The organism is Citrobacter sp. RHBSTW-00029, from assembly GCF_014104295.1.
Classification (GTDB): Bacteria; Pseudomonadota; Gammaproteobacteria; order Enterobacterales; family Enterobacteriaceae; genus Citrobacter; species Citrobacter youngae.
Genome location: NZ_JABXRT010000001.1, coordinates 2,506,834 through 2,527,125, shown reverse-complemented (window position 1 = coordinate 2,527,125; position 20,292 = coordinate 2,506,834). Strand labels below are relative to the sequence as shown.

At 50.3% G+C, this 20,292-nt stretch carries 30 protein-coding genes; 23 read left to right on the top strand and 7 right to left on the bottom strand.

Features of this window, described 5'->3' with window-relative positions; translation table 11 throughout:
- Nucleotides 1-10: 10 nt before the first annotated feature.
- The 7 genes from HV041_RS12555 to HV041_RS12530 form a co-directional block, all read right to left on the bottom strand.
- Nucleotides 11-517, bottom strand: a complete 507-nt coding sequence (locus HV041_RS12555) for a hypothetical protein (protein ID WP_165712269.1) — start codon at nucleotides 515-517, stop codon at nucleotides 11-13.
- A complete protein-coding gene (locus HV041_RS25090; protein WP_141211288.1) occupies nucleotides 514-732 on the bottom strand; it encodes a hypothetical protein in 219 nt (72 codons plus the stop codon). The genes HV041_RS12555 and HV041_RS25090 overlap by 4 nt, the downstream gene beginning before the upstream one ends.
- A complete protein-coding gene (locus HV041_RS12550; RefSeq protein WP_094542911.1) occupies nucleotides 704-961 on the bottom strand; it encodes a hypothetical protein in 258 nt (85 codons plus the stop codon). Before HV041_RS12550 ends, HV041_RS25090 begins: the two co-directional genes overlap by 29 nt.
- Nucleotides 961-1,317: a hypothetical protein gene (locus tag HV041_RS12545; protein ID WP_094542910.1), complete on the bottom strand. Its 357-nt coding sequence runs from the start codon at nucleotides 1,315-1,317 to the stop codon at nucleotides 961-963. Before HV041_RS12545 ends, HV041_RS12550 begins: the two co-directional genes overlap by 1 nt.
- A gap of 5 nt (nucleotides 1,318-1,322) precedes the next feature.
- A complete protein-coding gene (locus HV041_RS12540; RefSeq protein WP_182294292.1) occupies nucleotides 1,323-1,706 on the bottom strand; it encodes a hypothetical protein in 384 nt (127 codons plus the stop codon).
- Between the two features lie 77 nt (nucleotides 1,707-1,783).
- Nucleotides 1,784-2,077: a hypothetical protein gene (locus HV041_RS12535; protein WP_115642642.1), complete on the bottom strand. Its 294-nt coding sequence runs from the start codon at nucleotides 2,075-2,077 to the stop codon at nucleotides 1,784-1,786.
- 189 nt (nucleotides 2,078-2,266) lie between these two features.
- Entirely contained in the window at nucleotides 2,267-2,926 is a 660-nt protein-coding gene (locus HV041_RS12530; RefSeq protein WP_080100507.1) for a LexA family transcriptional regulator, read from the bottom strand.
- 110 nt (nucleotides 2,927-3,036) lie between these two features.
- Between HV041_RS12530 and HV041_RS12525 the strand changes: the two genes are divergently transcribed.
- The 23 genes from HV041_RS12525 (at nucleotide 3,037) to HV041_RS12415 (ending at nucleotide 20,292) form a co-directional block, all read left to right on the top strand.
- Nucleotides 3,037-3,252, top strand: coding sequence for a helix-turn-helix transcriptional regulator (locus HV041_RS12525; RefSeq protein WP_115642643.1), 216 nt, complete (start codon nucleotides 3,037-3,039; stop codon nucleotides 3,250-3,252).
- Between the two features lie 30 nt (nucleotides 3,253-3,282).
- Nucleotides 3,283-4,110 (top strand): BRO family protein, encoded by an 828-nt coding sequence (locus tag HV041_RS12520; RefSeq protein WP_115643645.1) that lies wholly within the window; start codon nucleotides 3,283-3,285, stop codon nucleotides 4,108-4,110.
- Nucleotides 4,107-5,003 carry a hypothetical protein gene (locus tag HV041_RS25085; RefSeq protein ID WP_226813990.1) on the top strand — a complete coding sequence of 299 codons (897 nt, stop codon included), beginning with the start codon at nucleotides 4,107-4,109 and terminating at the stop codon, nucleotides 5,001-5,003. Before HV041_RS12520 ends, HV041_RS25085 begins: the two co-directional genes overlap by 4 nt.
- A gap of 16 nt (nucleotides 5,004-5,019) precedes the next feature.
- Entirely contained in the window at nucleotides 5,020-5,901 is an 882-nt protein-coding gene (locus tag HV041_RS12510; protein ID WP_103856816.1) for an ATP-binding protein, read from the top strand.
- Nucleotides 5,898-7,256: a replicative DNA helicase gene (locus tag HV041_RS12505; RefSeq protein WP_165712271.1), complete on the top strand. Its 1,359-nt coding sequence runs from the start codon at nucleotides 5,898-5,900 to the stop codon at nucleotides 7,254-7,256. The genes HV041_RS12510 and HV041_RS12505 overlap by 4 nt, the downstream gene beginning before the upstream one ends.
- A 10-nt stretch (nucleotides 7,257-7,266) precedes the next feature.
- Complete coding sequence (locus HV041_RS12500) at nucleotides 7,267-7,578, top strand: hypothetical protein (protein ID WP_165712273.1); 312 nt, start codon at nucleotides 7,267-7,269, stop codon at nucleotides 7,576-7,578.
- Nucleotides 7,575-8,357: an antitermination protein gene (locus HV041_RS12495; RefSeq protein ID WP_165712275.1), complete on the top strand. Its 783-nt coding sequence runs from the start codon at nucleotides 7,575-7,577 to the stop codon at nucleotides 8,355-8,357. Before HV041_RS12500 ends, HV041_RS12495 begins: the two co-directional genes overlap by 4 nt.
- A gap of 290 nt (nucleotides 8,358-8,647) precedes the next feature.
- Nucleotides 8,648-9,334: a Rha family transcriptional regulator gene (locus HV041_RS12490; RefSeq protein ID WP_088902168.1), complete on the top strand. Its 687-nt coding sequence runs from the start codon at nucleotides 8,648-8,650 to the stop codon at nucleotides 9,332-9,334.
- A 151-nt stretch (nucleotides 9,335-9,485) separates the two neighbouring features.
- On the top strand, nucleotides 9,486-9,983 hold the full coding sequence (locus tag HV041_RS12485; protein ID WP_000423994.1) for a hypothetical protein: 498 nt from the start codon (nucleotides 9,486-9,488) through the stop codon (nucleotides 9,981-9,983).
- 448 nt (nucleotides 9,984-10,431) lie between these two features.
- Entirely contained in the window at nucleotides 10,432-10,764 is a 333-nt protein-coding gene (locus HV041_RS12480; RefSeq protein ID WP_094542926.1) for a phage holin, lambda family, read from the top strand.
- Complete coding sequence (locus tag HV041_RS12475) at nucleotides 10,748-11,236, top strand: TIGR02594 family protein (RefSeq protein WP_048240885.1); 489 nt, start codon at nucleotides 10,748-10,750, stop codon at nucleotides 11,234-11,236. The genes HV041_RS12480 and HV041_RS12475 overlap by 17 nt, the downstream gene beginning before the upstream one ends.
- The gene (locus HV041_RS12470) at nucleotides 11,233-11,796 is read left to right on the top strand and encodes a hypothetical protein (protein WP_080398151.1); all 564 of its coding nucleotides are present in this window, start codon (nucleotides 11,233-11,235) and stop codon (nucleotides 11,794-11,796) included. The genes HV041_RS12475 and HV041_RS12470 overlap by 4 nt, the downstream gene beginning before the upstream one ends.
- Before the next feature lie 378 nt (nucleotides 11,797-12,174).
- Nucleotides 12,175-12,513 carry an HNH endonuclease signature motif containing protein gene (locus HV041_RS12465; protein ID WP_165712277.1) on the top strand — a complete coding sequence of 113 codons (339 nt, stop codon included), beginning with the start codon at nucleotides 12,175-12,177 and terminating at the stop codon, nucleotides 12,511-12,513.
- A gap of 120 nt (nucleotides 12,514-12,633) precedes the next feature.
- Nucleotides 12,634-13,098: a phage terminase small subunit P27 family gene (locus tag HV041_RS12460; RefSeq protein WP_005120642.1), complete on the top strand. Its 465-nt coding sequence runs from the start codon at nucleotides 12,634-12,636 to the stop codon at nucleotides 13,096-13,098.
- A complete protein-coding gene (locus HV041_RS12455; protein ID WP_165712279.1) occupies nucleotides 13,052-14,797 on the top strand; it encodes a terminase TerL endonuclease subunit in 1,746 nt (581 codons plus the stop codon). The genes HV041_RS12460 and HV041_RS12455 overlap by 47 nt, the downstream gene beginning before the upstream one ends.
- The gene (locus HV041_RS12450) at nucleotides 14,797-16,101 is read left to right on the top strand and encodes a phage portal protein (protein ID WP_165712281.1); all 1,305 of its coding nucleotides are present in this window, start codon (nucleotides 14,797-14,799) and stop codon (nucleotides 16,099-16,101) included. Before HV041_RS12455 ends, HV041_RS12450 begins: the two co-directional genes overlap by 1 nt.
- 13 nt (nucleotides 16,102-16,114) lie before the next feature.
- Nucleotides 16,115-16,963: a head maturation protease, ClpP-related gene (locus HV041_RS12445; RefSeq protein WP_165712283.1), complete on the top strand. Its 849-nt coding sequence runs from the start codon at nucleotides 16,115-16,117 to the stop codon at nucleotides 16,961-16,963.
- A 9-nt stretch (nucleotides 16,964-16,972) separates the two neighbouring features.
- Entirely contained in the window at nucleotides 16,973-18,190 is a 1,218-nt protein-coding gene (locus HV041_RS12440; RefSeq protein ID WP_165712285.1) for a phage major capsid protein, read from the top strand.
- Between the two features lie 46 nt (nucleotides 18,191-18,236).
- Nucleotides 18,237-18,500, top strand: coding sequence for a hypothetical protein (locus tag HV041_RS12435; RefSeq protein ID WP_182294223.1), 264 nt, complete (start codon nucleotides 18,237-18,239; stop codon nucleotides 18,498-18,500).
- Nucleotides 18,501-18,509: 9 nt separating this feature from the next.
- Nucleotides 18,510-18,839, top strand: coding sequence for a head-tail connector protein (locus HV041_RS12430; RefSeq protein ID WP_165712289.1), 330 nt, complete (start codon nucleotides 18,510-18,512; stop codon nucleotides 18,837-18,839).
- Between the two features lies 1 nt (nucleotide 18,840).
- Entirely contained in the window at nucleotides 18,841-19,254 is a 414-nt protein-coding gene (locus tag HV041_RS12425) for a phage head closure protein (protein WP_165712291.1), read from the top strand.
- Nucleotides 19,229-19,732, top strand: a complete 504-nt coding sequence (locus HV041_RS12420; RefSeq protein ID WP_165712293.1) for a hypothetical protein — start codon at nucleotides 19,229-19,231, stop codon at nucleotides 19,730-19,732. The genes HV041_RS12425 and HV041_RS12420 overlap by 26 nt, the downstream gene beginning before the upstream one ends.
- Complete coding sequence (locus HV041_RS12415) at nucleotides 19,732-20,292, top strand: hypothetical protein (protein WP_165712295.1); 561 nt, start codon at nucleotides 19,732-19,734, stop codon at nucleotides 20,290-20,292. Before HV041_RS12420 ends, HV041_RS12415 begins: the two co-directional genes overlap by 1 nt.

Here is a 20,292-nt window from a genome sequence, read left to right as displayed (position 1 = left end):
ATCATTTACCTCAGTGCAAAATGTGTTGAACGGGTATTGCTTCGCCGACACGTAACCGAACAGCAAGATCTATAAGCATCTCGTCGAGAAAACCGCTGAACCACGAATGACCGTCTTCTTTCTGGCGCTGATCGTTGGCGGAGTAGAACTGGAATACAGCCAGATATCGCTCCTGTGGTTTTTGCTCGATCAGTGCGCCTTCAACGTGTTCAACCAGCAGGTTTTCGATAAGCTCCCGCGTTAAGCCGAAAACAAACTCACCGGTTTTAAACTGATACTCACCGTCACGGAGGCCCCAGCGTTTTTCACATTCAATCAGGTAGGTAAGGGCGACAGTTCCGCGCATGGAGTGACAAACGGTTTCAGCCCATTCATGCTGCTCTTCAGTTGTCAGCGTACCTTTGCCGTAACGATTTTCATCGAGCATCCACGCGGGGATGTGCGTACCGGACTGCTCCTGTATTTCTTTCAGTCGGGCAACTAGCTGCTTTACGTTGTCGTTTTTGTTGGTACTCATCGTTTTAATTCTCCGTTATACGTTTCATGACTCATTACTTCCCAGTTGCGGCCATTGTCTTTCGATAGCATCCGCCAGCGCGGATTAACCTTCAGACTGAGAAATCCGGTGCGTCGCATACGTCGTGCATATACTCGCTTCCGTCGGTATCGCAGCAGGACCTGCATCGCCTGCAGGTGTACGCGTTCAGGTATTCGAATTGCTGTCAGTGCCACCAGTTAGCTCCTGTATACGTAACCCGGCTTCGCGAGCCATTTTGATAAAAGTGTCCAGAGCGCAAATATGCTCATCTTCAAAAAGCCGGCGATCGCATGTAACACGGCCGTTTTCGATATAAAGAACAACACGCCCGGTGAAGTCCGGAAGGACGTGCAGATCCACGTTGAGGGTTGAGGACTGGGGGGGGATCTGAATCCCGGGCATAATTATTTGTTGTGAGGTCATCAGTTAATTCCTCCACATACGTATTTCTCTTTCGCGTGTTTAATTAACTCCGCAAAAATCTCGTCAACAATCATCTTTCCGGTTTCGGTCAGATATTCGGTGTGTCCATTGATATCGACGCTTTTCATATACGTCTGGCGAAGAAATGTTTCCGCTTCTGTGTTGAATTCAGTCCGAGCCTGTTTTTCGAAGCGCAGCAAAAGTTTCAGCATTGATTCTTCGTTAATCTCGATAACCTGAATATTGTCATCGGGCATATTTACGGAGAGACAATAACCTCCTGTCTTGCGCTTCATTCGGTTTAATGTCGCAATAGCAATGCGGCGGCGATAAATTTCAATGGTGTTGTTTTTCATTGTCACTACCGCCCGTAAGCCTTGCGCAGAAAAAGGTTTGCAATATGCAGATAACTATTTCCATAAGAGGCGAAAAGTTTTGCTGTCTTGTGTGCTGCTTTATCTTTCAGAAACGTCATTATTGCCCCCCCCTTTGAGGTGTTCTCCATCGTCATTTTTGTCATGAAGCAAAGCTCATTAAGTAATGAGGTGAATCTTCCCGCTACCTTCACATCAGTGCGTGTGATTGCTGGCATAAGCAACTGGGTAAATTCAGCACGGAGTTCATGTGCATATTTATTGGCACACTCTGCTGTTTTGTGGGCTTTGTTTATGTAAAGAATGTCGTCATCCTGATTGGCTGGATGGGCTTTGTTATTCACGACTTCATTTCTGACGATAATATTCATTTGCATTTCCTCAGGGTGAGTGATGTCCCACCGATTAAGGTGTTATTTATGATTTCTTGATTTAATTAATGTTTTAATTAAATAGCAGAGAACATTCTTTTAAGATCAGGGTGGTCATCAATGATTTTTTTAGCATCATCACATGCTTCATCGTATGACTTAAAGAAATCAACCAAAACAAAATAATTATCGATACGTTCGTAAACAGCGAATTCCATCTCACCAATAAAAGTTGTATTAAATTGGTAATTAAATCCTTTCTCGCAAGGCTGAACAGCATAACAATAGGACCAATGCGAATTAGCTGCTTTAAGCTTGGCGTGAATATCAAATTCCTGGCTGGTTGGTTTTGGTTGGGAGGTTATGTTCATCTCATTGGCTCCGTAATTTGCCGATGAACTGATATTACAAAACGTAATTGACTATGTCTATACAAAATGAAATAAAATTTAATTATTTATTGAAAGCGATTGATTTCAAAGTGTATTTAATTAGTGGCATTGATATCCAGACAAAAAAAATCCCGGCATGAGCCGGGAGTGAGTATTTTACAGAATGTTTTATCCGAATGTCTCTTCAGGCCATTGTGATGCGACCACCTTGCCAACGATTCTGCAATGCTCGTTGCAGGGTATCATTGGAAACTGAGGGTTCAACGGCTGAAGGAAGACCTGTCCACTATCTTTAATCAATTTCTTAAAGGTGAATTCATCCCCGCCAAGCCTGGCGATGCAAAAATCTCCAGGGTCAACCGGTTCTTCAGGATCAACAAGGATGAGCATTCCGGCTGGAAAGCTTGGTCTTGAACCGGTAGGAGCTGTCATAGAGTGCCCGTCAACTTCAAGCCAGAATGCATGATCACTGGCTTTTTTAGTTGTACTAACCCAGCTTTCTGCATCGCGCTCCGTAAAGGTTCTGAACTCTGGCGAAAACATACCTGCCTGAACGTGAGAGAAAACAGGGTATTCATAATGAGGTTTAGGAGGCTCAACAAATTGTCCAGCTCCTACGGTGAAGGAACCATCTATGTTGAGGGTTGCACCGACAATGCCAAGAATTCGGAAAATCGATCCTATTTCAGCAAGCGAAGCCGATCTCCTGCCGTTAAGCCAGTGGCTCAAAGCACCTTGTGTAACACCCAATTCCTCTGAAAGTTGGGCTTGTGTAATCCCCACCTCAGACATTCTGGCTTTTGCCAGTTCATACCATTCTGTTTTCATAGGCTCATATTATTACAGTATGTGATAAGGTTTCAATGCACATGATGTAATATTTCCTTGATGATTTCAAATACAATATGTAATATCTCCTTAAACTACGGGAGACCAAAATGAGCAATCTTAAAAATCTGCGTATTGCCAGTGGCTTAACTCAGTGCGAGCTAGCTAAGTGTATAGGTCACACACAAAGCTCCATTTGCCACTACGAATCTGGCCGGAGAGTTCCTGATATTGAGACATGCCATCTCATCGCCACCGCTTTGAGCACAACAGAACGCAAGGTTTTTATCGAAGAAATTTTCCCACATCCCTCCTCAGAGGTGTGACATGTCACAACGAACAACAGGGGGCTAATAATGAATACCACTATCAAAACATTCGACTTTAAGTCTGATGCTGGTGAGCTGCTGGCTTCAGTTCGGACCTTGCTGATTAACAATGTTCCGTGGTTTGTGGCCGCGGATGTTGCCCTTGCGCTTGGTTACAGCCAGACGCAGGCGATGACAAAGCTGATTGATGATGAGGATAAAGATAATCAAACCATCCTTATAGGATGTAACTATACAAATCAATCAGTTATCAATGAATCCGGGTTGTATACCGCAATCATGGGAAGTCGCAAAAAGCAGGCTAAGCGCTTCAAACGCTGGGTCACTGCTGATGTGCTGCCATCAATCAGAGCAACTGGCTCATACAGCCTTACTCCGTCCAATGATCTCCCTGATTTTTCAGATGAAGTGGCTGCTGCCCGCGCATGGGCAGACGAACGTGAAGCTGCCCGTCGAGCACTTGGATACGTCGAGCGCCAGGCAAAGTATATCGAGCACCTCGAAAACCTTTTTCAGCCGGGTATGTCTCCTTGCCAGTTCTGTAAGCAGTTGAACGGCGTCAACGTCCAGCAGGTTAATGCGTTTTTGTTCGAACATAACTGGCTCTATGACGACCAGCCAAATGCTAAATATCCGCGCTGGCGGGTTCATCACTATGCACGCGATCTCTACCTCAGTGAGCGTACCGGGCAGATAGAGCAGGACGACGGCGATATGCGCGACACATTCAAGCCGCTCCTGCTGCGCAAAGGCGCGGTGTGGATTTACCGACACTATCTCAAGGGGCACCTTCCGATGAAGAAGCGCTGGGATGGCAAGTTTACTCACGATACTGAGTTAGCGGGTGCAGCATGAGCATGCTTTTTAATTTTCGCCCTCTAGTCATCAACCCTGAGCTTGCTACGCGTATCGGCCTGAACGAAGCGATCGTATTGCAGCAGGTTAACTACTGGATTAACGACAAAGAACAGGGAGTTATCCATTCTGGTCGCCGCTGGGTGTTCAACAGCTATGAGTCGTGGGTAAAACAATTCCCGTTCTGGTCGGCAGATACCGTTAAACGCGCTTTTACATCACTCGTCAAACAGGGATGTCTCGATGTCGAGCAGCTCAATAAGTCCCAGCATGACCGGACAAATTATTACACCATCAACCATGATTGCGAGTTGCTTAATGATGCGGAACAGGTGCCCTCATCGAACGGGGCAAGTTGCCCTGATCGACAAGTGCAGGATGCACCGATGGATGAGGGGAAAAACGCCCGCTCTCTAATGGTTACTACAACAAAGACTACTACAGAGATTAAAAACACTCTTGGTGCATCGGCTGGCGCCGCTACACCGACAGCCATTTCCGGAAGTAGTAAATCATCTGGAAAAACCAGTGGTACGAAACCAGCAGCGCGACAGGAATACTCTCCAGAGTTCGAAGCCGCCTGGCAAGCATACCCAAAACGCGCTGGTGGCAATCCAAAAGCAACGGCCTATAAACACTGGAAGGCTCGCATCGCCGACGGCGCAACGGCATCAGAGCTGCTGGCGGGCGTGCAGCGCTACGCGGCCTACATCCGCACGACGGGCAAGCTTGGTACTGAATACGTCAAACAGGCGGCAACGTTCTTTGGACCTGATCGGCATTTCGAAGAAGCCTGGCAAACTCCATCCGCTCCCGGAGGTGGGCGTCGCTGTGCGCTTCCGGTATCTGGCTTCAGTGAACAGGATTACGGACAAACAGACTGCAACTGGTGACAAGGGGAAAAACACAATGCTGAACATCAAACAACGCGAAGAAAGGGATTCTCTGCTGGCGAAACGCGAAGGACTTCGCGAAGAACTGGCGTTCGCTGTAGAACATAAAACTCCGTGGCAGTTGAGGGGCTGGGAGTCAGGAGAAGTCCATACCGCAGTCTGCGAAAAACATGGCGACTATGAGCGCATGTCGCTCACTGGTAAAGCGTTTCGTGGTACCGAAAATGTTAAACATTCCCTGTGCCCGGGGTGCGTGCGCGATGAGCTGGCGGCAGTCGATGCCGGGCTGCATGCGCTGCAGGTATCTGACCTGCTGGACAACGTCGGGATCGCCCGCCGATTTGAGGGCTGTGAGTTTAGTAATTATCAAGCGGTTAATCAGGGTGCTGCAAAAAACCTTGAAGCCTGCCAGCGCTACGTCAACAGTTGGTCGGAGCGTCTTAACGCAGGAACGGGGCTGGTGATGACCGGGAACTGCGGGACAGGAAAGAACCACCTGGCTGTTTCGATGGCGAAAAGCATTATTCGAAACTATCTCGCAAGGGTTGAAATCACCGATGTTATGCGTCTGACCCGGGCTGTGAAAAACACGTGGCGCCACGGTGCTGACAGTACCGAGGAAGACGTTATCGAACGTTTCGCATCACTGGATCTGCTGATTATTGATGAGGTGGGCGTGCAATTCGGTAGTCCGACGGAAATGACCATTCTGCAGGAAATTATCAACGCCCGCTATGAGAGCGTACTTCCGACAATCCTGATAAGTAACCTGACCTTTGAGCAATTGAAGGAGTCCATCGGTGAGCGCATCGTGGACAGGGTTACCGATGGTGGGCGAAACCGTCTGGCGTTTGGCTGGGAAAGCTATCGCGCAATTGCTGCAGGGATAACCGCATGATGACTCCGGTATGGAAAAATAATGATCTGGAAGGTGCGGTAATTGGCGCAATTTTTCTGCGCAATACCGATCCTGAGGTTCTGGGCATTCTTTCCCGTATGCCGGCGAGCGTATTCTCCGTCCGTCAGTACCGTGAAATTTATTCTGGCATTTGTCGTCAGGCTCGCGGAACCGGAGTGATAGATCCGCTGTTGCTTTGTGAGGCCATGCCAGAACACAGCGCAACGATACTCGAATCAAGTCGTATCGCCTGGGCTAAATCAGCGCTGACGTATTACGTCTCCACTCTGGAACGTAACGCGGCCGTTCGTGACGCTGAGGCTGTAATCGAGACGGCGCTGGCTGGCATTCGCAATGCTGCCAATGGTGATAACGCAGTCGAAGCGTTGAAGGCCGCACAGGGGGCTATGGCTGCAATCTCACTCACTCCTGATACCGTTCAACCTGTGCATATTGATGAAATTTTACCTGCGGTAATTGACCGGGTAGACGCAAGAAATCAGGGGCTAGAAGAGGCCAAACCTCTGATGACCGGTATTGAAGAACTGGACGTAAAAACCGGTGGCATTGAACCGACAGATCTGGTCTTCATTGCCGCCCGTCCGTCGATGGGGAAAACCGAGTTTGCCCTGGACATTATCGATAAAGTATCAGAGCAGGGGCATGGCGTACTGTTTTTCAGCATGGAGATGGCCAACATCCAGATTGGCGAGCGAATGGTATCTGCTGCTGGTGGCATGTCAGTGTCCAGGCTCAAAGAGGCCGCGAAGTTTGAAGATGAAGACTGGGCAAGGTTATCTACAGGTATCGGGCATCTTACCGGGCGCAATATCTGGATGGTTGATGCCACAGATCTGACGCTTGAACAGATCCAGCAAACGGCAACCAGTCATCAGATTGCTCATCCTGAAACCGCGCTGGTAGTTATCGATTATCTGTTACTCATTAAGATCCAGAGTACGGCACGCTATGACCTCGCGGTGGGTGAGTTGTCGAAGGGATTAAAGCGCCTCGCCAAAACAAACCGCACTCCCGTCTTGGCGCTGAGCCAGCTTTCGAGAGGCGTGGAATCCCGACCTAACAAACGTCCTATGAACTCAGACCTGAAGAACTCCGGCGAAATTGAGGCAGATGCTGACATCATCATGATGCTCTATCGCGATGAAGTGTATAACCCCGAATCACCGGCAAAAGGGATCGCGGAAATTAACATCACCAAACAGCGTAACGGCGTTCTTGGGACCGTATACCGCCGTTTCTGCAATGGGCATTTTTTGCCGATTGACCAGGAAGAAGCGAAATCAAAATCAGCCCCGCAGCAAAAATCACAACCGCGTCGGTATGCAAAAGCTTAAGGAACCAATAATGGATCGTCTAATTCACGAAATGTCTTATTTATTCGCCAAAAAGCGCTTCATGGAGCTCCAGGATGCCGCACGAGACATAGCTGTCAGTCATAGCGACTATCCCGAATGCTTTGGTCTTATTGCCGATTCAATCGATGAGTTTCTTGAAGATAAATCTGAAGATGAATGGCTCGAGCGGGAAAAAATCTTTATGCACTACGTTGCAATGCGCGCGATATCACTATGGGGGAATGGCCATAAAGTTACCGATATCCAGTGGGCGCATCCTGGCTGGTTTGGCACTGCTGAGAAGGGGGACACTATTCAATGAAACTGGAAGCAGCTCTTAAACATTTCAGTCCTCAGGGAATGCACATCAGCGACGACGTGAAAGGAACTTCGCCGGATCGTCTCACCGGTACAGATGTAATGGCTGCTATTGGTACCACCAGCAGCCGTGCGCGGTTCGGCCTGGCAGCGTTCTTCGGTAAAGCGGGAATCAGCAAAACGGATGAACAGCTCGCAGTTCAGGCGCTGGCGCGTTATGCGATGAAATCAGCACAAAAGAATGTCAGAAAGGCCGCAGGGGGTGAGCTTGGATGGTGTATGCAGGTGCTGGCGCAGTTTGCCTTTGCAGAGTATTCCCGTTCGGCGGCGACCAGCGTGATGTGTCACACCTGCAACGGTAGTGGTCTTATTTCTCAGTATGAGGACGTGGTTAAGTACCCTGGATTATTCAATCATGATGGTGATGAAATTGTCGCCACTGACATTAAACGCGAACTTGTGAAACGGCTCTGTATTGTTTGCGATGGAAAAGGCGAAATAAAAGCACGCTGCCGTTGCGGTGGAAAGGGCGAGGTACTCGACCGCAAAGCCACTAGCGAGCGAGGCGCACCGGTGTTTAAAACCTGTGAGCGATGCTCTGGTAATGGATTTTCTGCTATCTCCTCGGCGACGGTACACCGTGCCATTCTGAAGCGTCTCCCTGACCTCCATCAATCCTCATGGTCACGCAACTGGAAACCCTTCTATGAAATGCTGGTGGATACACTGCGGCAGGGGGAGAGTCACGCAGCTGTAGAATTCGAGAAGGCAACAACTTATTAATATGATCGGAGCAAATGGCGACATTTTTTTGCACGTTAATGTTGACTTTGCATAAAACTGTCCTGTATGCTTCTGATTATGGAGTATAACGCCTGTAGATAATTAACCTCGAAAAGCCCGCCACGTTGCGGGTTTTTTTGTATCCGCATTTCCTGCGCACCGCCCGCGCATCCATCACGTCGAACCAATCCATTTGAAATGAGCCTTTGAGGAAGTCGGTTAGCGCTGGCGAGCCTCGACGGGCTGATTTCCTGTGCGGCAAAGGTTCATCTCAAAGTAAGGTAAACGCCATGCAATTAGTTGAAATTAAAAAACTCGACCTTGTAACCAGCACTGTCGCTATTGCTGACGGGGTTGGGCGTGATCATGACACCGTCATTAAGTTAGTGGACCGTAACAAGGCTGATCTTGAAGAATTTGGAAGGGTCGGATTTGAAATCCGAACCATTCAAACTGACGGTGGTCTTCAAAAGCGTCGAGTGGCGCTACTGAATGAACAGCAAACCACTCTACTGATCACCTACATGCGTAATAACGATGTTGTCCGCAAGTTCAAAAAGAAACTGGTTGCTGAGTTCTTCCGCATGCGTGGCGCTCTGGCGGGCAAAAAAATGGATCGCAACACCGCCCGTCTGGAATATCGCCCGATGAGCGATGCCATTAAGCATGAGCGTGAAGTGCAGGGTAAAGAAATCAAGCCTTACCACTTCAGCAACGAAGCCGATTTGATTAACCGCATCGCGCTCGGTATGACGGCGGCAAAATTTCGTGTTTACCACGACCTCGACAAAAAAGAGAACATCCGTGACTACCTGACGCCGGAGCAGATCCACTGCGTAACTGAGTTGCAGCGGGCCAATACAGTTTTCATTGGCATGGGCTGGCACTTTGAGCAGCGCAAAGAGGCGCTAAAGGGTGTATTTGATCGCAATCATCGCCAGCCGCTGATTGAAGAACAGCACAGTTTAGCAGCGTAATGAGCGTCACTTCGACACACAGCCTAATCATTGGAACCCTGCCATTCGGCGGGGTTTTTGCTTTTCGCACTCAGTGTAAGTGAAATATAACCATGTGCTTTCAGGGTGAGTTACTATGCAGATTCCTTTCAAAAGTTGTCTGGAGAGTGGCATGGAATTAACATTTAAGGATCTGAAAGAAAAACGCACTAAACTGGTCGAGGCGCAATGGAAGTTACAGGATAAACTTCAGGAGAAGGCGAGCGAACTACTACGAGAGTATTCAGGTTCTCTTGATCTTACATCTCGTGAGTGGACTGGTTCTGACGGAACACGATGGCCTTATGTGGACATTGGTATTTGGGAGGAGGAGGGGAAGTTCTTTCCTGTCTTAATCCCCCAACTCAATATGGACAGCCGTTACCACTTGAATTTCGTGATTGCAACCACTCTTGATGATTCTCCGCTAACAGGTGGCTACAGGCAGGGCGTAAGCATCTCACTCTGGTATGAGAACTCATCATTTTATGCTGAAGTAGGCTCAGGAGACGACGTCTCCCGTTTTTCTGTCTCATCTCAGCTGGGTGGATTTTATCAGGTATGCAACGCTATTAAGGCGTTAATTAGCTCTTCTATGGATCGCGCCATGCCAGATATTCCAGCGAATTAATAAAGCATAAACATCTTTCAGGGCTATGCAAATGCACGGCCTTTTCTATATCCCGTTGTGAAATGTTCGTGAGGCATGGGTTGTCAGCCAAAGGATCACCGGGAGACACCCGGCACCACGCATCCATTATTGCATAGCAAAAAGGCTCACAACGGTGGAACTTTTAGCAGGGCGAAAAAAAGCCCGCATTGGGTTGCGGGCATAACAGAGAACAAATAGCTAATATTCAAGTTGTCTTTCATCAACTTGTCAGAAGAATTTAACCTTAAGAAAAATTGATGTAAAGACAATATTGATTTCTGGTTACAGGCTGCGCATTTGCGTGGCCTTTTCTATTTCAGGCTCACGGGAATCATCCGCTACGTGCTTTGTTGATAAATCCAGCCCGTGAAGCCTGCTCCCTTACTACAAACAGCACCCGCTAACTATGCGAGGTGAGGCTATGAAAATGAATGACAAGAACCCTGAATTCTGGGCTGCGGTTTTGACCGGACTCAAAAATGCGTGGCCCCAGATTCTGGGGGCGTCAATGGCCGGACTCATTGCCTATGGTCGTCTGATATATGACGGTGCAACACGAAAAAATAAATGGCTTGAGGGCGTCCTTTGTGGCGCCCTTTCTTTATGCATCACCAGCGCGCTTGATGTGGTTGGCCTTCCGGTATCGATATCACCGTTCGTCGGTGGTGTGATTGGATTCGTTGGCGTGGACAAGCTGCGCGAAATCGCTATCAGCGCACTTAAAAAACGGGCAGGAGTGAACGATGACAATCAGCAATGAACCGCGCTGGCTGGTGGAAGCCCGTAAATACATGGGGCAGATGGAAATTAAAGGCCCGCGACACAATCCGTTAATCCTCCAGTTCTGGAAGGACATTAAACGAGGTGGAATTAAAGATGATGAAACGCCCTGGTGTGCCGCTTACGTCGGGTCGATGCTTGAGCGCGTCGGAATCAAATCCACCCGTTTCGAGTCTGCAAAATCCTATCTCAACTGGGGCGTCGAACTTCGCGAGCCAGCCTATGGATGTGTGGTGGTATTCAGTCGCGACGGCGGCGGCCATGTCGGATTTGTGGTCGGGCAGCACCAGAATGGTGACCTGATGGTCCTCGGTGGTAATCAGTCCGACGCTATCAATATTCGTGCATTCTCACGTTCCCGCGTGACGGGTTATCGTTGGCCGGTTAACGAGCCGAGGGATAGCCGCATGTTACCGTTGATGAATGGCACCAGTTCGGTGAAAGAATCATGATTGAAGCTCTACTCGCATCACTGAAAACGTCATGGCGCTGGTGGCTGGTAATTATCGCGGTGGTTATTGTCGTTGGCGCTGTCGCTATTCTCGGTGTTCTGCTGGCACACAGCCAGGCTGACCTGAGCACAGCGCAAAGCGATAAGCGAGTTCTGGAGCATGATAACGCGCTACAGGGACGGGTTATCGCGGTGCAGGCTTTCAACTTCAACCGCTTCAATCAGGTGGCTGAGAATGCCAGCCGCCTTAATTCGTTGATCGATGCAGGTACCGAAAAGACTGTCATCGAATACCGGGAGATTCTTCGACGTGAAAAAACTTGTGACCTGCCTGTTCCTGCTGATGTCGCTGGTGGGTTGCTCGACTACGCGAACCGTTTACGTACCGGGGCAATGCACACCGATTCCGGGAGCGCTGACGCAGCCAGTGATAACGCCACTACCGCCAGCACCCTGACATATTGCCAGGCTGTTCTATGGATTAAGCCGTTGCTGGCTGCTATTGAAAAAGCGAATAACCAACTGGCAGGAATACGCCGGATCGAACAGGAACGGCAATAGCATTACAGCAGGCATTCACTGAGTGCCTGCGACAAAGCTAAATGGCATCAAGCATGCGATGATGATTGATTAATAATTGAACTATGCATGGTATAATAAGCCCCATTCATTGAAAGGTTAACCACCATGTCATTTTTCGATTATGCAATGCAGCGTGTTGGGCTTGCAGCCAATACGACTGTCATGTGCCCGATATGCGGACATAAATCCACACACTCGACCACGAAAGTACGCCAACAACAGGCGTTACTTTGCCCTAAATGTAAATCTCTGTTTGTCATTCACAGGTAGTGGGTCGCGATACAAATAACCCCAGGCCTCGCAATTGCGAGGCTTTTTTATGCGCATCGCACGCGCACATCAAATACAGGAGAAGACATGTCCGAGCCGCGTATCTATAACAGTCGCTGGGACAAAGCCAGGCTCTCATTTCTGAAATCTAATCCTCTATGTGTCATGTGTCGTCGCCAGGGCAGGGCAATCCCTGCAATGGTGGTTGACCACATAAAGCCACATAAGCTGAAGGAAGCACTTAAGGGTGGCAATCAGGAAGAGATAGCGAAGGCACGGAAGCTCTTCTGGGATAAGGGTAACTGGCAACCCCTCTGTAAACAGCACCACGACTCCACCAAACAACGTGAAGAGAAACGCGGTCACGTGATCGGATGTGATGAGAACGGGCTGCCACTCGACCCACAGTCGCACTGGCGAAGGTGAGATGACACGAGCGCGAAGGGGAGGGCGGGTAAAGAGTTCAGGAGACATCGCTTCCCTGACCGCTAGCCCCCCTTTTTGTACACAACCGCGAAATGAAAAGTTTTTTTCCGGGAGGTTCCGATGGCAGGAAGGCGCCCGAAACCGTCCCACCTGAAGGTGGTAACCGGTAACCCGGGCAAACGTAAACTCAACGACAAAGAACCCACCCCGATAAGAGAAATACCAAGCCCCCCTGCACACCTTACTGACTGGGGAAAAGTTGCCTGGGGGAAACTGACCGTGCTGCTTGATGGTATGGGGGTCCTCACTGTTGCAGATGTGCTGGCGCTGGAGCGTCTTTGTGATATTTACGCCGACATACTCCAGTTGCGCCTTACGATCGCTGACGAGGGGAGGACGTATACAGTGCAGACGGATGGCGGTTTTTTGATTAAGGCAAACCCTGCAGTGGCCATGTTGGCTGACGCTGATCGCCGCTTTAAAAGTTACCTGGTCGAATTCGGTCTTACCCCGGCCGCCAGAACGAAGGTGAAAGTTGATGGTGGAGAAAAAGAAGAAGACTCGCTCAACCAGTTCTTCGGTTGACCCAGCCACACAGTATGCGCTGGATGTCACAACCGGGAAGATACTTGCCGGGCCGGATATCCGTAATGCCTGCGCACGTCACCTCCGCGATCTGGAAAACGGGCCGGCGCGGGGACTTACCTGGGACATTGAATCCGCGCAACGAGGAATCGATTTTTTTGCAAAAGTTTTGAAGCTCAACGGCGGTGAGCATGAGGGGAAGCCCTTTATTCTACTACCCTGGCAGTGTTTCATTGTGGGTTCTATTTTTGGCTGGAAGGCCAGTGATGGATACCGACGCTTTCGCATGGTCTATGTTGAGTCTGGCAAGGGTTCCGGTAAATCCCCTCTCGCTGGTGGAGTCGGATTATATTGTCTGGTCGCCGACAAAGAACCACGCGCTGAAGTGTATGCCGCCGCCACCAAAAAAGACCAGGCGATGATCCTATTCCGGGATGCTGTGGCGATGGTGGATCAGTCTCCCGCTCTGTCTCAGCGAATTCATAAATCAGGTGGTACTGGGAAAGAATGGAATCTGGCGTTTGTTCAGACTGGTTCGTTTTTCCGGCCAATCAGTTCTGATGATGGTCAGTCAGGCCCCCGTCCACATTGTGCTCTGATTGATGAAGTTCACGAACATAAAAGCAATCAGGTCGTTGAGATGATGCGCGCTGGCACAAAGGGGCGCCGGCAGGCGTTGATGTTCCTTATTACCAACAGCGGTCACGATAAAACCAGTGTTTGTTTTGAGTATCACGAGTACGGACGCAAAGTTGCCTCCGGTGATCTGGAAGATGACAGCTTCTTCAGCTTCATCTGCTCGCTGGATGAAGGAGACGACCCGTTTAAAGATGAATCCTGCTGGGGTAAGGCTAATCCGTCACTGGGGCACACCTTCACTGAGAAATATTTGCGTGAGCAGGTGACGCAGGCGCGCGGGATGCCGTCGAAAGAGAGTATTGTCCGCCGCCTTAATTTCTGTCAGTGGGTGGAATCTGCTGATCCTTGGGTGGACAGCGAGACGTGGATGAAATGCGAGCAGGATTTCGACCCTGAAGAGCTGGTAGGTGAGGAGTGCTATGGAGGTCTGGACCTTTCCGGCTCCCGCGACCTTACCTCGCTGGCACTTTACTTTCCAAAATTTAAAAAATTGTTGGTCGAATTCTGGACGCCAAAAGACACACTGCTGGATCGCGCCAAAACTGACCATGTTCCCTATGACGCCTGGCTGCGTAACGGGTTTATTCATGCTCCACCGGGTAAGGCTGTTAACTACGGGTTTGTGGCTGACCGCCTCGGGGAGTTAACGCAAAAGCACAATATCAGGTGCATTGCCTGCGACCAGTACCGTATTAAATACCTTGAAGTTGAACTGGCGAACCAGTCCGTTGATGTTGAACTGGTTCCGCACGGCCAGGGTTTTTACAAGGCTCAGGAGTCTGGGTTGTGGATGCCGCGATCAATTGAGTTGTTTGAAGAGCACCTTAACAGTGGCGAACTAATTATCCGTACTAACCCCTGTCTGCGCTGGAATGCGGCATCTGCAGTTCTGGAAGCCGATCAGAAAGACAACCGTATCTTTGCCAAGAAGAAGAGCACTGGCCGTATTGATGGCGTGGTGGCTTCCGCTATGGCTATTGGCGCGGCGGAGGATGCGGTTCTTGTAGAGACTGGCGACCCTGATGATTTTTTTGATGATCCGATCATGGTAGGTATCTGATGAAGGAAAAAAAACGGCCTGGCCGCATCAAAACCGCGATTGTTAACTGGCTTGGCGAAACAATTGGACTGAATGACGCAGCCTTTTGGCAGGAGTGGTATGGCACCAGTAGCAGTGGAAAAGTCGTTACAGCAGAAAAAGCGCTGGCACTGGCTTCTGTCTGGGCCTGTGTACGTCTGCTGAGTGAATCCGTTTCAACCTTGCCGATGAAGGTATACGAACGGGCGGCTGATGGTTCCCGCAAGCTTGCGCTTAATCATCCTGCTTATCAGGTGTTGTGTCGCCGCCCCAACAGTGAAATGACGCCGTCGCGCTTTATGCTGATGGTGGTTGCCAGTATCTGCCTTCGGGGTAATGCCTACGTAGAAAAAAAGTTGATTGGTACCAAACTGGTTTCACTGGTGCCGTTGCTGCCTCAGTGCATGAAGGTGGAGCGGCTGGAGAGTGGCGAACTGCGTTATACATACACAGAGAAAGGCGTAGCGCGCATCATCCCGGTTAAAAACATGATGCACATCCGGGGCTTTGGCCTTGATGGTGTCTGCGGGATGATGCCGATGCGTACCGGGCGTGACGTGTTTGGTGCGGCGATGGCGGTTGAAGAGTCCGCAGCGAAAATTTTCGAAAACGGTATTCAGACATCCGGATTTTTCCTGTCAAAGGATCTTCTGACCAAAGAGCAGCGCCAGAAAAACCGTGAAAACCTTAACCGCTTCGTCGGCTCTAAAAACGCCGGAAAAGTGATGGTGCTGGAGGGGGATATGTCCTATCAGGGCATAACTCTGAATCCTGAAGATGCGCAGATGCTGGAATCACGCTCATTCAGCATCGAGGAAATCTGCCGCTGGTTCCGGGTACCTCCCTTTATGGTAGGACACACGACGAAGCAAAGCAGTTGGGCATCGAGCGTTGAAGGGATGAACCTTCTGTTCCTGACTAATACACTGCGCCCAATGCTGGTCAATATTGAGCAGGAGATTTCACGCTGTCTTCTTAACGGAGATGAGGATTTATTTGCGGAGTTCTCAGTAGAAGGCCTGCTCCGTGCCGACAGCGCAGGGCGTGCGGCGTACTACACTACCGCACTGCAAAACGGATGGATGTCGCGTAATGACGTGCGACGCCTTGAAAACCTTCCACCGATTGACGGTGGGGATATTTACACCGTTCAACTGAATCTCACCCCGCTTGAAGACTTGCGTAAAAACAGTACAGCCGAAAAAGCTAGACTGCTTCGTGAAGTCCATAATGCGGTTTTCCCTGATATTCCTTTCGAACAATCTCCACTGAAACAGGCCGCTTAGGAGCAATTTCCTGATGAGCAAAAAACAACTTCCGGTAGCACCGGCGGGTCGCCCCTGTGCGCGCGTTACCTGTGAAACCTTACCGTCTGCACTGGACCGCTGGGACGGCGGGATTAAAGCTGCGTCCACCGACGATAACAGCATTTCTGTTTTTGATGTTATCGGACAGGACTACTGGGGCGAAGGGGTGACAGCCAAACGTATTGCCGGTGCACTTCGGGCGATGAATGGTGCCGACGTTACGGTGAATGTCAACTCACCAGGCGGCGACATGTTCGAAGGCCTGGCAATTTATAACCTTCTCCGCGAGTACGAAGGCCGTGTAACTGTGAAGGTGCTGGGTATTGCCGCCAGTGCTGCCTCGATAATTGCGATGGCCGGGGATGATATTCAGATTGGTCGTGGAGCCTTCCTGATGATCCACAACTGCTGGGTATACGCGATGGGCAACCGCCATGACTTTGCTGAACTGGCACAGTCACTGGAGCCATTCGATACCGCAATGGCTGATATCTATGCAGCGCGCTCCGGCCTTGATATGGCCGCCGTGCATAAGCTGATGGATGCTGAAAGCTATATCGGTGGCAGTGATGCCGTGGCGAAAGGGCTGGCAGACAGCCTGCTTTCTGCTGATGCAGTCAGCGATGGCGATGAATCACCCGCCGCCGCGCTTCGAAAGCTTGATGCATTGCTGGCTAAAACCAACACCCCGCGCTCTGAGCGACGAAAACTCATTAAATCCTTATCCGGTGGCATGCTTGGCGCTGTCACCCACAACGACGGTACGCCGGGCGCTGCCGAAGATATCAAACCTGAAACCATCAATTCACTTGAAAGCGCTCTGGCGGCGTTAGTCAAATAAGGACCCTTTATGTCTGAAGTAAACGATATTCTGAAAAAAGTCACTGCCAGCATTGAAGAGGCAACCAGTAAGTTCAACGCGAAAGCAGAAGACGCACTCAAAGAAGCGACAAAGTCCGGCCAGCTTTCAGAAGAAACGAAGGCGGCTGTCGACAAAATGGCGTCTGAATTTAACGCCCTTCGCGAAGCTGAAAAAACACTAAAAGCAGCCGTTGGTGACCTTGAACAACATGTAGCGCAGATGCCACTGGCAAATGCAAAACAGGTTGTCGAGACTGTTGGGCAGCAGGTTATTTCTGCTGAAGCGCTGAAAACGTTTGCTGCCAGTGTTGAAGGCAACAAGCGCCTGAGCATTCCTGTTAGTGCAGCTCTGTTGTCAGTGAATGTCCCTGGTCAGATTGTTGCGCCAGACCGTCTTCCTGGCATTGATACACAGCCGAAGCAGCGCCTTTTTATTCGCGATCTGATCGCGCCTGGGCGCACCGAGTCCAATACCATTTACTGGGTGCAGCAGACCGGATTTACCAATAATGCTAAAGCGGTGGCGGAAAATACTACCAAGCCGTACAGCGATATTGCGTTTGCTGAAAAAATTACGCCGGTTCGCACCGTTGCCCACCTGTTCAAAGCGGCGAAACAGATCCTCGACGATATGCCACAGCTTCAGTCCACTATTGATGCTGAGCTTCGTTATGGACTGAAGTATGTCGAAGAGCAGGAAATCCTCTTTGGGGATGGCACTGGAGCTCACCTTGATGGCATCGTTCCTCAGGCTTCAGCTTTTGCTGCGGCGTTTGCTGTTGCACAGCAGAACGGTATTGATGATCTTCGCTTGGCGATGCTGCAGGCGCAACTGGCACGCTTCCCGGCTTCCGGTCACGTTCTGCACTTCATTGACTGGGCGAAGATTGAGCTGACTAAAGACAGTCTGGGTCGCTATATCCTGGCGAACCCTGCGGCACTGGCGGGACCGACACTTTGGGGACTGCCGGTTGTTGCCACCGAAGCTGCTGCCTTCCAGGGTAAATTCCTGACAGGCGCATTCAACGCTGGAGCGCAGATCTTCGACCGTGAAGATGCGAACGTGGTTATCTCCACAGAGAACGCCGACGACTTCGAGAAAAACATGATTTCGATCCGCTGTGAAGAGCGTCTGGCGCTGGCGGTAAAACGCCCGGAGGCGTTTATCTATGGCTCCTTTACAGCACCTGCGCCTAGCGGCGTGTAATTCATAACAGCGGCCTTCTGGCCGCTTTCACCCTGAGGAAACAGAAATGAAAATGCGATCCCTTAAACCGGTTTATTTCAACGGTACTGTACAGACTGAAGGTAGCGAGTTTGAAACGCTGGAGCAGCATGGCCGGGAGCTGATCAGAAAAGGTTATGCGGAATGTGTGAGCGAGGATACTCCTGCAGAGCAGGCAGAGCAGGCAGAGCAGGCAGAGCAGGCAGAGCAGGCAGAGCAGGCAGAGCAGGCAGAGCAGGCAGAGCAGGCAGAGCAGGCAGAGCAGGCCAAAAAACGAACGGATAAAAAATAAGGGGGCAGGATGTTACTTACGCTTCCAGAAATAAAAGAACAGTGCCGTCTTGAGGTGGATTTTACGGACGAGGATATGCTACTGACCCTGCTTGGTGAAGCTGCGGAAGCAAAGGCTACAACCTATCTGAATCGTAATCTTTACCCAACAAAAGACGTAATTCCTGACACTGATGATGACGGCATAACACTTACCAATGATATCAAGCTGGGAATGCTGATGCTGATCAGTCACTGGTATGAAAATAGAAGTTCAGTATCAGAACTGGAAATGTCAGAGACCCCTCAGGCTTTTGAATTTCTGTTATACCCACGGCGGTTACCAGTATCGGGATTTTAGTATGAAGAGACGGTCAACTAATACCAGCGCCCTCTATACCATGCCTGATCCCGGGGAACTCGATAAACGGGTGAGTATCCGGCAACGCGTCGATTCTCCGAGCGATGACATGGGGATTGAGCCAACTTATCCGGTGCAGTTTCCGGCCTGGGCAAAGGTAGTGCAAACCAGCGCCACTACTTACCAGGAGACGGCCCAGACCGAAAACGTTATTACGCATTACATCACCATTCGCTGGCGCAGGGGGATCACTACTGATTTTGAAGTAGTGCTGAATGACCTCGTGTACCGGGTTAAGCGAGTGCGTGACCTGAACAGCAAGCGGCGATATTTGCTTCTGGAATGCACTGAGTTGGGTGAGTTCCCGGTAAATACTGGAGGTAATTCCAATGGAGGAACCCTTTTTTCACGTTGATTTTCAGCAGCCGAACGAAATGCGCTTCAACCGCGCGCGTGTCCGGCGGGCATTTATCACTATTGGCCAGCGACATATGCGTGATGCACGTCGACTGGTAATGCGCCGCGGACGTTCTGAGCCAGGGGAAAACCCAGGTTATCAGACAGGACGCCTGGCAAAATCAATTGGCTACATGGTGCCAAAAGCAAGTGGGCGGCGGCCGGGGTTTATGGCACGTATAGCACCTAACCAGAAGAACGGGCAGGGGAACCGGCTCATCACCGACGATTTTTACCCGGCATTTCTCTTCTACGGTGTGCGCGGTGGTGCAAAACGTCGGCGCAGTCATCACCGTGGCGCTTCTGGTGGTAGCGGCTGGCGTCTGGCACCGCGTAATAATTTTATGGTTGAGACACTCAACAAAAACAGCCCGTGGACGCGTTACTACCTGACGCGTGAACTGAGGCTATCACTCAAACCGGAGAGGCGACGCTGATGAAACTGGCCCCGATTATTGCAGCACTACGGGCGCGTTGCCCGGAATTCCAGAATCGTGTAGCAGGTGCTGCGCAGTTTAAGGACTTGCCGGAAGTCGGAAAGATGAAACTGCCGGCGGCTTATGTTGTTCCCGGCGATGACTCACCAGGGGAACAGATGAGCCAGACTGACTACTGGCAGGATTTAACCGAAGGGTTTGCCGTCATTGTGTTTGTCAGCAATGGCCGGGATGAACGCGGTCAGTTTGCCTCATATGATGTTGTTCACGATGTGCGACAGTCACTGTTTAAAGCGCTCCTGGGCTGGAATCCTGAAGAGTGCGGAAACCCGATCACCTATGCCGGGGGTACGCTTCTCGATGTGAACCGGCATGAACTGAGCTACCAGTTCGACTTCACTGTATTGAATGAGCTGTCAGAAGATGACACCCGCCAGCAGGATGAACTGAACGATCTGGCTGATTTTAAAACGCTGGCGATTGATGTTGATTTTATCGATCCGGGACATGGCCCCGATGGGGAACCCGAGCATCATACAGAGATAACTCTCCCCTCCTGA

Bases quoted from the DNA above. Each gene is read 5' to 3' on its own strand.
- HV041_RS12555 (WP_165712269.1), bottom strand. From the start codon at position 517: ATGAGTACCAACAAAAACGACAACGTAAAGCAGCTAGTTGCCCGACTG.
- HV041_RS12550 (WP_094542911.1), bottom strand. From the start codon at position 961: ATGACCTCACAACAAATAATTATGCCCGGGATTCAGATCCCCCCCCAG.
- HV041_RS12545 (WP_094542910.1), bottom strand. From the start codon at position 1,317: ATGAAAAACAACACCATTGAAATTTATCGCCGCCGCATTGCTATTGCG.
- HV041_RS12540 (WP_182294292.1), bottom strand. From the start codon at position 1,706: ATGAATATTATCGTCAGAAATGAAGTCGTGAATAACAAAGCCCATCCA.
- HV041_RS12535 (WP_115642642.1), bottom strand. From the start codon at position 2,077: ATGAACATAACCTCCCAACCAAAACCAACCAGCCAGGAATTTGATATT.
- HV041_RS12530 (WP_080100507.1), bottom strand. From the start codon at position 2,926: ATGAAAACAGAATGGTATGAACTGGCAAAAGCCAGAATGTCTGAGGTG.
- HV041_RS12525 (WP_115642643.1), top strand. From the start codon at position 3,037: ATGAGCAATCTTAAAAATCTGCGTATTGCCAGTGGCTTAACTCAGTGC.
- HV041_RS12520 (WP_115643645.1), top strand. From the start codon at position 3,283: ATGAATACCACTATCAAAACATTCGACTTTAAGTCTGATGCTGGTGAG.
- HV041_RS25085 (WP_226813990.1), top strand. From the start codon at position 4,107: ATGAGCATGCTTTTTAATTTTCGCCCTCTAGTCATCAACCCTGAGCTT.
- HV041_RS12510 (WP_103856816.1), top strand. From the start codon at position 5,020: ATGCTGAACATCAAACAACGCGAAGAAAGGGATTCTCTGCTGGCGAAA.
- HV041_RS12505 (WP_165712271.1), top strand. From the start codon at position 5,898: ATGATGACTCCGGTATGGAAAAATAATGATCTGGAAGGTGCGGTAATT.
- HV041_RS12500 (WP_165712273.1), top strand. From the start codon at position 7,267: ATGGATCGTCTAATTCACGAAATGTCTTATTTATTCGCCAAAAAGCGC.
- HV041_RS12495 (WP_165712275.1), top strand. From the start codon at position 7,575: ATGAAACTGGAAGCAGCTCTTAAACATTTCAGTCCTCAGGGAATGCAC.
- HV041_RS12490 (WP_088902168.1), top strand. From the start codon at position 8,648: ATGCAATTAGTTGAAATTAAAAAACTCGACCTTGTAACCAGCACTGTC.
- HV041_RS12485 (WP_000423994.1), top strand. From the start codon at position 9,486: ATGGAATTAACATTTAAGGATCTGAAAGAAAAACGCACTAAACTGGTC.
- HV041_RS12480 (WP_094542926.1), top strand. From the start codon at position 10,432: ATGAATGACAAGAACCCTGAATTCTGGGCTGCGGTTTTGACCGGACTC.
- HV041_RS12475 (WP_048240885.1), top strand. From the start codon at position 10,748: ATGACAATCAGCAATGAACCGCGCTGGCTGGTGGAAGCCCGTAAATAC.
- HV041_RS12470 (WP_080398151.1), top strand. From the start codon at position 11,233: ATGATTGAAGCTCTACTCGCATCACTGAAAACGTCATGGCGCTGGTGG.
- HV041_RS12465 (WP_165712277.1), top strand. From the start codon at position 12,175: ATGTCCGAGCCGCGTATCTATAACAGTCGCTGGGACAAAGCCAGGCTC.
- HV041_RS12460 (WP_005120642.1), top strand. From the start codon at position 12,634: ATGGCAGGAAGGCGCCCGAAACCGTCCCACCTGAAGGTGGTAACCGGT.
- HV041_RS12455 (WP_165712279.1), top strand. From the start codon at position 13,052: ATGGTGGAGAAAAAGAAGAAGACTCGCTCAACCAGTTCTTCGGTTGAC.
- HV041_RS12450 (WP_165712281.1), top strand. From the start codon at position 14,797: ATGAAGGAAAAAAAACGGCCTGGCCGCATCAAAACCGCGATTGTTAAC.
- HV041_RS12445 (WP_165712283.1), top strand. From the start codon at position 16,115: ATGAGCAAAAAACAACTTCCGGTAGCACCGGCGGGTCGCCCCTGTGCG.
- HV041_RS12440 (WP_165712285.1), top strand. From the start codon at position 16,973: ATGTCTGAAGTAAACGATATTCTGAAAAAAGTCACTGCCAGCATTGAA.
- HV041_RS12435 (WP_182294223.1), top strand. From the start codon at position 18,237: ATGAAAATGCGATCCCTTAAACCGGTTTATTTCAACGGTACTGTACAG.
- HV041_RS12430 (WP_165712289.1), top strand. From the start codon at position 18,510: ATGTTACTTACGCTTCCAGAAATAAAAGAACAGTGCCGTCTTGAGGTG.
- HV041_RS12425 (WP_165712291.1), top strand. From the start codon at position 18,841: ATGAAGAGACGGTCAACTAATACCAGCGCCCTCTATACCATGCCTGAT.
- HV041_RS12420 (WP_165712293.1), top strand. From the start codon at position 19,229: ATGGAGGAACCCTTTTTTCACGTTGATTTTCAGCAGCCGAACGAAATG.
- HV041_RS12415 (WP_165712295.1), top strand. From the start codon at position 19,732: ATGAAACTGGCCCCGATTATTGCAGCACTACGGGCGCGTTGCCCGGAA.